We start from the raw sequence: 12,224 nt of genomic DNA, 5'->3' as shown, positions 1-12,224 counted from the left end.
TGGGGTGGTGTCCCGCCTGCGATGCGAAACACCACCGGTCCTCGCGGCTAGGCCGAAGCGGGCTCGAGGATCTGTCCGCCGCCATAGCTAGACTGCACCGGCACCGCTCCACCCGCCGTCATCCTGATCGCGCAATACTTGAACTCGGGAATCTTGCCGAACGGGTCCAGCGCCGCGTTGGTCAGCTTGTTGATCGCCGCCTCGTAGTAGCAGAACGGTACGAACACGGCGCCGCGCGGCGTGCCGGCATCGGCGCGGGCATAAAGCGTGACCTCGCCGCGCCGCGACGACAGCGTGACCACGCCGCCGGGCGTGCCGCCGAGCGCGTCGAGGTCCAGCGGATGCACCAGCGCCACCGGGTCCGGCTCGATCGCGTCGAGCACGCCGGCGCGCCGCGTCATGCTGCCGGTATGCCAGTGCTCGAGCTGGCGCCCGGTGATCAGCACCATCGGGTAGTCGGCATCGGGCCGCTCGGCCGCCGGAATGATATCGGCCTGCACGAAACGGCCCCGCCCCGTCGCGGTCGGGAAGCTGTCGGTGAAGATCACCGGCTCGCCCGGATCGCCCTCTTCCTTGCACGGATACGTCACCGCGTGTTCGCGCTCCAGCCGCTCCCAGGTCACGCCGCCGATGCTCGGCATCGCCTGCCGCATCTCGTTGAACACGTCCTCGACGCTGTCGTAGCGCCAGTCCAGCCCCAGCTGTGCCGCCATCCGCTGGACGATCCACAGGTCCTGGCGCGCCTGCCCCGGCGGATTCAGCGCCTGCCGTCCGAGCTGCACGGTGCGGTCGGTGTTGGTGAAGGTGCCGGTCTTTTCGGGGAAGGCCGAGGCCGGCAGCACCACGTCGGCCAGGTACGCGGTCTCGGTGAGGAAGATGTCCTGCACCACCAGGTGGTCGAGCGAGGCCAGCGCTTCGCGCGCATGCTCGGCGTCGGGGTCGGACATCGCCGGGTTCTCGCCCATGATGTACATGCCGCGCACTTCGCCGCGCTCGATCGCCTGCATCACCTCGACCACGGTCAGGCCGGGCTGGCGGTCCAGCGGCATGCCCCACAGCGCCTCGAAGCTGGCGATCGCCAGCGGATCGTCGACGCGCCGGTAGTCCGGATACATCATCGGGATCAGCCCCGCGTCGGAAGCGCCCTGCACGTTGTTCTGCCCGCGCAGCGGATGCAGCCCGGTGCCGGGCCGGCCGATCTGGCCGGTCATCAGCGCCAGCGCGATCAGGCAGCGCGCGTTGTCGGTGCCATGCACGTGCTGCGACACGCCCATGCCCCACAGGATCATCGAACTGTTCGCGGTGGCATAGACCCGCGCGACCTCGCGGATGGTTTCGGCGTCGATGCCGCAGATCGGCGCCATCAGCTCGGGGCTGTACGCCGCCACGTTGCGCTGCAGCTCGTCGAAGCCGATGGTGCGGCTGTCGATGAAGTCCTGGTCGACCAGGCCCTCGTTGACGATCACATGCATCATCGCGTTGAGCAGCGCCACGTCGGCATCGGGCTTGAACTGCAGGAAGCGCCAGGCGAAGCGCGCCAGGTCGGAGCGGCGCGGATCGGCCACGATCAGCTTGGTGCCGTTCTTCACGGCGTTCTTGATCCAGCTGGCCGCGACCGGGTGGTTCACGGTCGGGTTGGCGCCGATCACGATCACCACCTCGGCCTTGTCGACATCCATCACCGGGTTCGACACCGCGCCCGAGCCGATCCCTTCCAGCAGCGCCGCCACCGACGAGGCATGGCACAGCCGCGTGCAGTGGTCGACGTTGTTGCTGCCGAAGCCGGTGCGCACTAGCTTCTGGAACAGGTAGGCCTCTTCATTGCTGCCCTTGGCCGAGCCAAACCCGGCCAGCGCGCGCTTGCCATGGGTGTCGCGGATCTGCGCCAGCTTGCCGCCGGCCAGCGCCAGCGCTTCTTCCCAGCTGGCTTCGCGGAACACGTCCATGACGTGGTCCGGGTCCATGACGAAATCACCCTGCTTCGGCACGCCGTCGCGGCGCACCAGCGGCACCGTCAGCCGCTGCGGATGCTGGACGTAGTCGAAGCCGTAGCGGCCCTTCACGCACAGGCGCTGGTGGTTGGCCGGGCCATCGCGCCCTTCCACGAACAGGATACGGTTGTCCTTGACGTTGTAGGTCAGCTGGCAGCCGACGCCGCAGTACGGGCACACCGACTCCACCTGCTTGTCGGGCACCGCCAGCGCCGCATCGCGCGCGGGCATCAGCGCGCCGGTCGGGCAGGCCTGCACGCATTCGCCGCAGGCGACGCAGGTGGAGGCGCCCATCGGATCGTCCATGTCGAACACGATGCGAGCGTCGTCGCCGCGCAGTGCCAGCCCGATCACGTCGTTGACCTGTTCGTCGCGGCAGGCGCGCAGGCAGCGGGTGCACTGGATGCAGGCATCCAGGTTGACCGCGATGGCCGGGTGCGACAGGTCCGCCGCCACGCGCTCGCGCGGGGCGAAGCGCGGCTTGCCGACTTCCAGCCGGGCGGCCCATTGGTCAAGCTCGTTGTGGCGCGTGTATTCCGCTTCCGGCATGTCCGACTGCAGCAGTTCCAGCACCGTGCGCTGGGCCCGGCGGGCGCGCTCGGATTCGGTCTGCACCTGCATGCCTGCGGCGGGATAGCGGCAGCAGGACGGCGCCAGCACGCGCTCGCCCTGGATCTCGACCATGCAGGCGCGGCAGTTGCCGGCGGGCTCGAGGCCGTCCTTGTAGCACAGGTGCGGCACGTCGAAGCCTTCGCGCTGCGCCACCTTCAGCAGGCTTTCGCCGGGCTGCGCGCTGACTTCACGGCCGTTGAGGGTGAAGGTGACGGCTGGCTCGGCGGATTCGACTAGCGCGCGTTCGGCGCGGGTCAGTGCATTCATGTCTGTCTCTCAGGCTCGGGCCAGCATCAGGCCAGTTCGTGCGGGAAGTACTTGATCACGCAGTCGACGGGGTTCGGCGCGGCCTGTCCCAGGCCGCAGATCGAGGCATCGCGCATCACCGCGGACAGGTCATCCAGCGCCGCCAGGTCCCACTTGGGCTGGCGGATCAGGTCGAGCGTCTTGGCCGTGCCGGTGCGGCACGGCGTGCATTGCCCGCACGACTCATGCTTGAAGAAGTGCATCAGATTGCGCGCCGCCTGCGTGGCGCTGTCGTGGTCGGACAGGATCACGATTGCGGCCGAGCCGATAAAGCAGCCGTAGGGCTGCAGCGTGTCGAAGTCGAGCGGGATATTGCCCATCGCCGCCGGCAGGATGCCGCCCGACGCGCCGCCCGGCAGGTAGCCGTAGAACGCATGGCCGTCGAGCATGCCGCCGCAGTATTCGTCGATCAGCTCGCGCACCGTGATCCCGGCCGGCGCCAGGTGCACGCCAGGTCGTTTGACCCGGCCCGAGACCGAGAACGAACGCAGCCCCTTGCGCCCGTTGCGCCCTTGCGAGGCAAACCACTCGGCGCCCTTCTCGAGGATGTCGCGCACCCAGTACAGGGTTTCGAAGTTGTGCTCCAGCGTCGGCCGGCCGAACAGGCCCACCTGCGCCACATAGGGCGGGCGCAGCCGCGGCATGCCGCGCTTGCCTTCGATCGATTCGATCATCGCCGATTCTTCGCCGCAGATATACGCGCCCGCGCCGCGGCGCAGCTCGATGCGCGGCAGGCCCGGGACCGGAGGGTCCTGCTGCAGCTGCTGCAAGGCTTCGGCCAGCAGCGCGCGGCAGCCGGCATATTCGTCGCGCAGGTAGATGTAGATCGCCGCCACATCGACCACATGCGCCGCGATCAGCATGCCCTCGAGGAAACGGTGCGGATCGCGTTCCAGGTAGACGCGGTCCTTGAAGGTGCCGGGCTCGCCCTCGTCGATATTGACCGCCATCAGCCGCGGCGCGGCTTCGCCGCGCACGATGCGCCATTTGCGCCCGGTGGGGAAGCCCGCGCCGCCCAGGCCGCGCAGGCCGGAATCCTCCATCGTGGCCAGCACCGCGGCCGGGTCGAGCCCGCCGCCGGCCAGCGCCTTCAGCACGGCATAGCCGCCGTCGCGCCGGTAAGCGTCATAGTCGATATGCGGTTCGGGCGCATGGCGCACCGCTTTGGCCTGCACGGCGGCACCGATGGCCTCGGCCGTCGCCGCATCGACCGGGTTCTGCCCGACCAGCGCGGCCGGCGCCTTCTCGCAGCGGCCGATGCAGGGGGCGGCGATCACGCGCACCTCGGTGCCGAGCAGCGCCGGCAGCTTGTCGATCAGCGCCTGCGCACCGGCCAGCTCGCAGGCAATGCCCTCGCATACGCGCACGGTCAGCGCGGGCGGCGGCGCGATCTGGCCGTCGGCATCCTCGCGCACCACGTCGAAGTGGTGGTAGAAGGTGGCGACCTCGTAGACCTCGGTCATCGACAGCCGCAGCTCGCTGGCCAGCGCGACCAGGTGCGGCATGGCAAGCTGGCCGTAGCGGTCGCTGATGCAGTGCAGGTGTTCGATCAGCAGGTCGCGCCGGCGGGGCATGTCGCCCAGCGCCACGCGCACTTCGGCCAGCGCGGCCGCGTCGACCTGCCGGCCCTTGGGCTGGCGGCGCTTGCGCTGCCGGCTGAGGCCGGTGGCCTCGAGGGGAATGACAACCTGGTTCATGGCGTGCCTGGATGTTTGTTTGTGGGGTTGCGCTGCGCGATCAGGAAGGCGCCCGGCAGGCCGCCCTCCTGTCGTGCCTTGTTGTTGTCGTATTGTGCTACCGGGCGCGGCGGCTGTGCAGGCATCGCAGCCGCACGCGCCCGGGTACTGCCGGCGCCGGTGGCGCCGTACTGCTTTCTTCATCAGGTCAGGTCTTCGGGCACGGTACGGTAACCCATCGGCGCAGCGGTGTTGGCATGCACGTACTTGCGGGCATGGGCCTCGCGCATCGGCTTGAGCACGAACAGCGCCATCGCCGCGGTCAATGCCGCCATGCCCGAGGCCACCATGAACACCGCGTGCCAGCTGCCGGTGGCGGCGGTGATCACGCTGGAGAACGGCACCAGCAAGGCGGCCGTGCCCTTGGCGGTGTACAGCAGGCCGGCGTTGGTCGCGGCAAACTTGGGCCCGAAGGTGTCGCCGCAGGTGGCCGGGAACAGGCTGTAGATCTCGCCCCAGGCGAAGAACACCACCCCCGTCAGGATCACGAAGGCAACCGGATGGTGGCCGTACTTCGACAGCAGCAGGATGCCGACGGCCTCGACCGCGAAGGCGAAGAACATGGTGCGTTCACGGCCGATGTGGTCGGAGATCCAGCCGAAGAACGGACGGGTCAGGCCATTGAGCACGCGGTCGATGGTCAGCGCGAAGGTCAGCGCCGGCAGGGTCAGGCCGAGGATGGAGATCGGCGCCTCATGCAGGCCGAAGTCCTTGGCGATCGGACCCAGCTGCGCGGTCGCCATCAGGCCGCCGGCGGCCATCATCACGAACATCGCGTACATGACCCAGAAGATCGGCGACTTCAGCACCTCGCGCGGCGACGCATTGTAGGTGGCCGCCGCCTTCAGCGTGCTCTTGACCTCGCTCAGGATCTTGGCCGACGGCGGGTACAGGGCCATGCCGAGGATGAACACCACCAGCCCCTGGCCCAGGCCGAACCACAGGAAGGCCGCTTCATAGCCCGAGGTCTTGATCATGTTGGCGATCGGCACCACGGTAAGCGCCGAGCCGGCGCCGAAGCCGGCCGCGGTAATCCCCGCCGCCAGGCCGCGGCGATTCGGGAACCACTTCAGCGCATTGCCCACGCAGGTGCCATACACCGCGCCCGCGCCCAGGCCGCCAATGGCCGCCGCGACGTACAGCATGGGCAGCGAGGATGCCACCGAGTTCAGCGCCCAGGCCACCGCGCACAGCAGGCCGCCGCCCACCACCACCGGGCGCGGGCCATACTTGTCGACGAGGTAGCCCTCGATCGGCACCAACCAGGTTTCAGTCACCACGAAGATGGTGAATGCGACCTGGATCGCGGTGCGGCCCCAGCCGTATTTGTCGTCGATCGGGTTGACGAACAGGGTCCAGCCATACTGCATGTTGGCGATCATCGCCATGCAGATCACGCCGAATACCAGTTGCACCCACGGCGACGCAAAGCGGGACGTGGACTCCCTCTGCTGCAATTCCATGATGTCTCCTTATAGCGGCGAACCGCCAAGGTGGAAGATGGGCGCCTTCAGACGCCTCTGCGTGACTCTCGGTCTAAGAACAGCTGAGCCGTTCTAGTGCTATACGGTATGTGATATATCAGGTAAGTCAAGCGTATTCGTCGCGGCTGTGCAGCATGCAGCCGCGTTACCTGGTGCCATAGCCGCCACTGACAACGCGCGATTGGAGCGCAGACGGCATCAATGGTGGTTTCGGCAGCATCAAGAGCCCTTGGAAATCAGGCAGTTACCTTGCGTCGGATCATAAATCGGCCGACGCACGGCATCCGCAAGCATGCCGGGGATCGCGCCATCGAAAAACCGGGAAAACGATCGGTTCGGGAAAGTCCCTAGATGCAGACATGGCTGTCTGGCGGTGTCCGTATCGATATGGAATGTCGGGGAATCCACCCGGGGACTTGGCACACGCAGTGGCCGATGGTGGACAAGGAGCGCGCAAAGAGGCGCCAGAGCGTTGGCGATTGCGAACCGAGGGAAGGACCAGGAGGTGGAGATGAAGAGAGCGGCCGTTGCTCGACGTGATGGTCGCAAGGGATGCCGGCCGCTACAAGCCCTGCGTTCAGCGCTTCAGCGCGAAAGCGCCGCGCGCCAACGTGCTTCAGGCATAGGCCAGTTCACCGGCGGCCGGCACGATGCGCGACGCGCTGGCGCGGCCCACGCCGTCGCTGTGCTGGTCCGAGCCCAGGCCGGCGAAGCGGCCGTGGTCCTGCGCGGTAACCAGCACGTCCATGGGCAGGCGCGTGGCCAGCAGTGTGGTCACGCCCACACCGACAGCGATCAGGGCCAGGCCAAGGGCGACGAGAAGAGCGACTTCCATTTGAAAACTCCAGTAGCGTTGTGATCAGGAGTTTCCATTATATGCTGCGCCGCACTATGTGTAAATATCCTGTATGTAATATATCAATAGAGGGTACGCACTAACCCAACACTCTCCTCGCCCTCCTCAAACCGTCGTCGCTTCGCGCCTGCGGACAGGCGGCTCCTGGTACTCCTGTCCGCGCAAGGCATCCCAGATCGCGGCGGCGTTGGGCTTGAGGGACCGGCTCTTTCGTCGCACCAGCATCACGGTCGATGTCACTTGCGGCCGCAGCGGCCGCATCACGGCGGCCGGATGCATGCCGCCGGCTTGCGCCCGCGACGGCACCACGCCGATGCCCAGCCCGAGCGCCACCATGCCGAACACCGCCGCGAAATGGCCAAGCAGCTGCAGCGAGCCCGCGCGCACGTGATAGCTGCTGAGTGCCTTTTCCACCACGGGCTGCACGCCGCATTGCTGGTCCAGCGTCAGCACGCTGGCATCGCACAGGTCGCCCCACCCTACGGTGTCGTGCTGGGCCAGCGGGTGCTTGGCGGGCAGCACGGCGTGATAGGCGTCGACGCACAAGGGCTCGCAATACAGGTCGTCGCCGGCGCGCGGATCGGTGGCGATGCCGAAGTCGACCTCGCCGCTGCGCACGCTCTGCAGCACCGATTCCTGCGGACGATCCTTCAGGTGGATGGCGATCGCCGGCCACGCCTGCCGGCAGCCGGCCAGCCAGGTCGGCAGCGACATCGAACTCAGCACCGGGTCCGACGCGATCTGCACCAGGCCCTGGCATGGCCGGCTGGCGCTCTGGCTGTCGCGCAAGGTCTGCTCCACTTCCTCGACCAGGTGGCAGATGCGCTGGGACAGGTGCTGGCCCGCGTCGGTCAGTTCCACCTGGCGCGTGGTGCGGTCGAACAGTCGCTGGTCGATCTCTTCTTCCAGTTCGCGCACGCTGCGGCTGACCGCGGATTGCGTCAGGCCCAGTTCGCCGGCGGCGCGGGTAAAGCTCTTGTGCCGCGCCACGGCGGCAAAAGCCTTCAGTTGCGGGAGCGAGATATTCATGGCCTGCCCCCCTGCCCCGCGCCGGCATGGCTGAGGTGAATCCTGTCTTCAGGCACGGCATGGCGCCGTGGTGCACGCACGGTTGCGTTCAATCCGGTCACGGTTGTCTCCTGGTTTGCGTGGCTGTGGGCAGCCATCGTTGTTGTCGGCCATGATGGCCGGCGGCGGGCTCCTGCGCTGCCGGAGTGCCGGATTCGGGCGGGAAATGTCGAACGGACGATTGATGCTACTTGAATCTAAGATCAGCACTGCATAAAGTTTTTTATCGTTTATATAGCCGATCGTTTATAGGATGGAAGCAGGATGAAGAACGCCACGCTGCGGCAGCTGAAGGTCTTCGAGACCGTTGCCCGCCATCTGAGCTTTTCCCGCGCCGCCGAGGAACTGCACCTGACCCAGCCCGCGGTGTCGACCCAGGTGCGGCAACTGGAGCACCACGTGGGGCTGCCGCTGTTCGAGCAGCTCGGCAAGAAGATCTACCTGACCCCGGCGGGTCATGAAATGCTGCATTACAGCCGCAGCATCATCCAGCAGTTCCGCGAGGCCGAAGACGCCATGTCGCAGCTCAAGGGCATTTCCGGCGGGCGCCTCAATGTCGCCGTGATCAGCGCCGGCGACTACTTCTTTCCGCGGCTGCTGGCGGAATTCATGGACCGCCATGAGGGGGTGACGCTGAACCTGGCCGTGCACAACCGCGAGGAACTGCTGCATCAGCTGGCCGGCAACCTGACCGACCTTGCCGTGATGGTGCGCCCGCCAGAGGGCATGGACACCATCAACGAGGCCTTTGCCCCGCACCCTTACGTGATCGTCGCCGCGCCCAGCCACCCGCTGGTGGGCGAGCGCAATATCCCGCTGGCCGAACTGGCCGACGAAGCCTTTGTCTCGCGCGAGAAAGGCTCGGACACCTGGAACTCGATGCAGGAAGGCTTTGCCGGCCGGCTGTCGAACCTGCGCATCGCCATGGAGATCAAGAGCACCGAGACCATCAAGCAGGCGGTGATCGCCAATATGGGCATTGCTTTCCTGTCGGCCCATACCGTGGGCCTGGAGCTGCAGGCCGGCAAGCTCGCCGTGCTCGATATCGAAGGCTTTCCGGTGATGCTCAACTGGTACGTGGTGCACCGCAAGAACAAGCGGCTGCCGCCGGTGGCGCTGGCGTTCAAGCAGTTCCTGATGGAAGAAGGCGCCGACCTGATCCAGACCATCACGGGGGTGGAAGGCTTGATCCGCCAGGATGCCTGACCGGTTGCATAAACGATGATTTATGGTTTTGCTATGAAACTTTAATTATCGTAAATCTATCGCCATCCCTATGCTTGTCTCAACCAACCGCCAGCGCGCATCCGAGGAGACCAGCATGAACCCAGCCCAGCAGGAAAGCCGCCACGCCGCCATCACCGTCGGCGCCGACAACCAGCCGATCCCGCGCGAGACCCAGCTCGCGGCGTATAACGCGGCCTTCATCGAACTGGGGCTGCGCTTTCGCTGGGATGCCGCCATGTATGAGTGGCTGTGCGGCATCGAATGCGAAAAGGGACGGGTGGCCCGCTATATCGAGGAACACCACCCTCACCTGCTGGCCGCCTACGACGCCGCGTTCCTGAGCGGGCTGATTTTCGAGAAAAAGAACGAGTACCTGCGCGCGGTCGGCCATCTCAACTGAGCGGCCCGATCGGTTCACGGCGAGGCGCGCGACAGCAGCCTCGCCGTTTTTTGTTCAGCTGACCTTGGCCACCATCAGGTAGAAGATGGCCAGGAACGAAAGCAGCGCCGGAATGCCCAGCCCGAACCACCACCAGAACAGGCGCCAGTAGGTGCGCGGCAACTGGGGCCCGTTGCAGTCCAGCGCCACGTCGCGCATGCGCTTCTGCAGCCAGACCACCGGCAGCCAGCAGGCAATGGCGACGGCGTAAAGCACCACCGACCACTTCAGCCACGGCACCGACCACGAGAAGCCGGCCATCTTCACCAGCACATAGCCGGTCAGCGGCTGCAGGATGGCAGTGGAAGCGGTGAAGATCCAGTCGGCGATCACCACCATGCGCGCGGTCGCGGCAACCGTGCGGACATTGCGGGTCAGCGTCGCGCCGACCAGGTAGAAGGCGCTGCCCACGCCGGTGCCGAACAGGAAGGTGGCCGACAGGATATGCAGCCATTTCAGCGTGACGTAGTCCATGTCCGCTCCTCGGTCAGGTGCAGCCACCACAGCACGGCCAGCATCGGCACGTTCTTGCTGAGCGGGCCATACGGATGCAGCCAGTATTCCGGCAGGCGCACGCTGATGATGGCCGTGTAGCCCAGGATCAGCGCGATCTGCGCGAGCCACAGCCACCGCGGGCGCCGCGGCAGCACGCACAGCACGCCGAAGGCCAGGTCGAGCAGCGCGGCGCCATACAGCGCCAGCGGCTGCAGCGCCGCCGGCACGCCCGCGCGCGCAAGCAGCGCGTAGCTGTCGGCCACCGGGTACAGCCCCAGCGAAACCGCCGCGGTGACGATCCACACAAAGGCCAGGCTCCAGCGCAGCAGCGGATGGATCCAGCGCTGCAGCGCCTGCGCGCGCAACGCGCCGCGCAGTCCCTGCGGGATGAATGCGGGCACCGCCCGCGGCGGCCGCCCGAGCACGCGCTCGAGCCCGGACGGGTCGGCCACGCTGCCCTGGTCCAGCATGGTCAGCGCATCGCGCCCCAGCACGCCGCCGGTGGCGCGTTCGGCCAGCGGCATCACCGCCCGCGCCAGCGCGCGCGGCAGTGGCAATACCCAGGCCTTGCCGCGCAAACCCAGGCCATGGCGCAACGCCTGCAGGTAGCCGGCCAGCGGCATCGGCGCCGGGCCCACCAGCGCGAGCCGGCCGGAGCGCCACGGCGCTGCGCCGCCCCACTCGGTCAGCAACGCCACGATGGCCTGCGCCACGTCGTCGACATGGACCGGCTGCACCGGCTGCCTGCCGCCGCCCGGCAGCGCCAGGCAGGGCAGCGTCGCCAGCGCGCAGAACAGCTGCGCACTGGTGCCGTCGGCACCGAACACCAGCGACGGCTGCAGCACCACGGCATCGATGCCGAGGCCGAGCAGGTGCTCGTCGGCCGTGCGCTTGCTGCGATGGAACTCGGTCAGTGCGTGTTCGTCGGCACCCAGCGCCGACATTTGCACCACCAGCCGCACGCGCTGGCGCAGGCAGGCCTCGAACAGCGCCTGCGGCGCGGCGCGGTGCAGCACGTCGAAGCGCTGCGTCGCGGTCTCGCGGAAGATGCCGACCAGATTGACCACCGCGTCGACATCGACCAGCAGCGGCGCCCAGTCCGCCGCCGCGATCATCCGCGCGAAATCGACGGCACGAAATTCGCTTGCCGTGCAGGCATGGCCGCCATGCGGCGCTTCGGGTGCATCGTGCGCAGGCACGTGCCGCACCCCCGCTATCACATGGAATCCTCGATCCAGCATTGCGGCACAGGCATGCCGGCCGATAAAGCCGCTGGCGCCGAGCACGAGCACACGCTGGATGCGGCCACGGTGCTGCGCCGGGCCGCGGTCTCGGGCACTTGCGCCAGCCTGTTGTCCACCGGCATGCTCGCCTGCGGCGGCAGCGTCGACTGCGGCAGCGCGTTCGCGCCCGTCAACGCCGTCAGCCACTGGATCTGGGGCGATCGGGCCATTCACACCAACCGGCCGTCGGTGCGGCATACCGTGCTGGGCTATGTCATCCATCATGCGATGTCGGTGTTCTGGGCGGCGTTCTACGAAGGCGCGATGGCCGTCGGCGCCACACCTGGCGAGGTCCATCCCGGCGCGCGTCCAGCCGCGTCCCCCGCGGCGCCGACGCGCGTGCTCGGGGGCCTCGCGATCGCGGGCATTGCGTGCTTCGTCGACCTGAAGTGCACGCCCCATCGCCTCACCCCTGGCTTCGAGCGCCGGCTGTCGCCCGGCATGCTGGCGCTGGTCTACGTCGCCTTCGGTCTGGCCTTGCCGCTGGGCGCGATGGTGCTGCGGCAAGCCGGACGGCGCGCTTGAGTCCTGCCCGCGCTCGCCGCCTGTGTCCGTCCTGCTGCACGCAGCGCCAGTAATTTTCACATGGCTCTCCCGCTTTTACCGTTTCCGCCGTGCGCGGGCCGGCCTTCGCGTTGTGCCCGGCAACGCGCTGCACCAGTCGTGCAAGCTCCACGCCACCGCGCGCCCGGCGTCATGCTGCAGCGCATTCGGGAATCGTCGTAAC

At 67.5% G+C, this 12,224-nt stretch carries 10 protein-coding genes; 3 read left to right on the top strand and 7 right to left on the bottom strand.

Going from position 1 to position 12,224, the window contains the following annotated elements; all coding sequences use genetic code 11:
• Window positions 1-47: 47 nt before the first annotated feature.
• The 5 genes from fdhF to MKD38_RS15900 form a co-directional block, all read right to left on the bottom strand.
• The gene (gene fdhF, locus MKD38_RS15920; RefSeq protein WP_252678160.1) at window positions 48-2,870 is read right to left on the bottom strand and encodes a formate dehydrogenase subunit alpha; all 2,823 of its coding nucleotides are present in this window, start codon (window positions 2,868-2,870) and stop codon (window positions 48-50) included.
• A 26-nt stretch (window positions 2,871-2,896) separates the two neighbouring features.
• A complete protein-coding gene (locus MKD38_RS15915) occupies window positions 2,897-4,606 on the bottom strand; it encodes an NADH-ubiquinone oxidoreductase-F iron-sulfur binding region domain-containing protein (RefSeq protein WP_252678158.1) in 1,710 nt (569 codons plus the stop codon).
• Window positions 4,607-4,788: 182 nt separating this feature from the next.
• Window positions 4,789-6,108, bottom strand: coding sequence for an oxalate/formate MFS antiporter (gene oxlT, locus MKD38_RS15910; protein WP_252678156.1), 1,320 nt, complete (start codon window positions 6,106-6,108; stop codon window positions 4,789-4,791).
• Between the two features lie 637 nt (window positions 6,109-6,745).
• Window positions 6,746-6,964 (bottom strand): hypothetical protein, encoded by a 219-nt coding sequence (locus MKD38_RS15905; RefSeq protein ID WP_062802902.1) that lies wholly within the window; start codon window positions 6,962-6,964, stop codon window positions 6,746-6,748.
• A gap of 126 nt (window positions 6,965-7,090) precedes the next feature.
• Window positions 7,091-8,014 carry a LysR family transcriptional regulator gene (locus tag MKD38_RS15900; RefSeq protein ID WP_252678154.1) on the bottom strand — a complete coding sequence of 308 codons (924 nt, stop codon included), beginning with the start codon at window positions 8,012-8,014 and terminating at the stop codon, window positions 7,091-7,093.
• 303 nt (window positions 8,015-8,317) lie between these two features.
• On the opposite strand from MKD38_RS15900, the gene MKD38_RS15895 reads away from it, so the two are divergent.
• On the top strand, window positions 8,318-9,259 hold the full coding sequence (locus MKD38_RS15895) for a LysR family transcriptional regulator (RefSeq protein WP_252678152.1): 942 nt from the start codon (window positions 8,318-8,320) through the stop codon (window positions 9,257-9,259).
• A 115-nt stretch (window positions 9,260-9,374) separates the two neighbouring features.
• Window positions 9,375-9,680: an HAD family hydrolase gene (locus tag MKD38_RS15890; protein WP_012356314.1), complete on the top strand. Its 306-nt coding sequence runs from the start codon at window positions 9,375-9,377 to the stop codon at window positions 9,678-9,680.
• Window positions 9,681-9,734: 54 nt separating this feature from the next.
• On the opposite strand, the gene MKD38_RS15885 is transcribed toward MKD38_RS15890, so the two are convergent.
• Window positions 9,735-10,193, bottom strand: coding sequence for a DUF2269 family protein (locus MKD38_RS15885; protein ID WP_252678151.1), 459 nt, complete (start codon window positions 10,191-10,193; stop codon window positions 9,735-9,737).
• A complete protein-coding gene (locus tag MKD38_RS15880; protein WP_252678150.1) occupies window positions 10,175-11,455 on the bottom strand; it encodes an SDR family oxidoreductase in 1,281 nt (426 codons plus the stop codon). Before MKD38_RS15880 ends, MKD38_RS15885 begins: the two co-directional genes overlap by 19 nt.
• A gap of 12 nt (window positions 11,456-11,467) precedes the next feature.
• On the opposite strand from MKD38_RS15880, the gene MKD38_RS15875 reads away from it, so the two are divergent.
• Complete coding sequence (locus MKD38_RS15875) at window positions 11,468-12,022, top strand: hypothetical protein (protein WP_252678149.1); 555 nt, start codon at window positions 11,468-11,470, stop codon at window positions 12,020-12,022.
• The last annotated feature ends 202 nt before the right edge of the window (window positions 12,023-12,224 follow it).

This window comes from Cupriavidus sp. WGlv3, assembly GCF_023952475.1.
Lineage (GTDB): Bacteria > Pseudomonadota > Gammaproteobacteria > Burkholderiales > Burkholderiaceae > Cupriavidus > Cupriavidus phytorum.
Note: the sequence above shows the minus strand (reverse complement) of the source record. Positions and strands in the feature narration are given on the sequence as shown.

What these genes read in the sequence shown, in the direction of transcription:
- fdhF (WP_252678160.1), bottom strand. Translation starts at nt 2,870, where the DNA reads ATGAATGCACTGACCCGCGCCGAACGCGCGCTAGTCGAATCCGCCGAG.
- MKD38_RS15915 (WP_252678158.1), bottom strand. Translation starts at nt 4,606, where the DNA reads ATGAACCAGGTTGTCATTCCCCTCGAGGCCACCGGCCTCAGCCGGCAG.
- oxlT (WP_252678156.1), bottom strand. Translation starts at nt 6,108, where the DNA reads ATGGAATTGCAGCAGAGGGAGTCCACGTCCCGCTTTGCGTCGCCGTGG.
- MKD38_RS15905 (WP_062802902.1), bottom strand. Translation starts at nt 6,964, where the DNA reads ATGGAAGTCGCTCTTCTCGTCGCCCTTGGCCTGGCCCTGATCGCTGTC.
- MKD38_RS15900 (WP_252678154.1), bottom strand. Translation starts at nt 8,014, where the DNA reads ATGAATATCTCGCTCCCGCAACTGAAGGCTTTTGCCGCCGTGGCGCGG.
- MKD38_RS15895 (WP_252678152.1), top strand. Translation starts at nt 8,318, where the DNA reads ATGAAGAACGCCACGCTGCGGCAGCTGAAGGTCTTCGAGACCGTTGCC.
- MKD38_RS15890 (WP_012356314.1), top strand. Translation starts at nt 9,375, where the DNA reads ATGAACCCAGCCCAGCAGGAAAGCCGCCACGCCGCCATCACCGTCGGC.
- MKD38_RS15885 (WP_252678151.1), bottom strand. Translation starts at nt 10,193, where the DNA reads ATGGACTACGTCACGCTGAAATGGCTGCATATCCTGTCGGCCACCTTC.
- MKD38_RS15880 (WP_252678150.1), bottom strand. Translation starts at nt 11,455, where the DNA reads ATGCTGGATCGAGGATTCCATGTGATAGCGGGGGTGCGGCACGTGCCT.
- MKD38_RS15875 (WP_252678149.1), top strand. Translation starts at nt 11,468, where the DNA reads ATGCCGGCCGATAAAGCCGCTGGCGCCGAGCACGAGCACACGCTGGAT.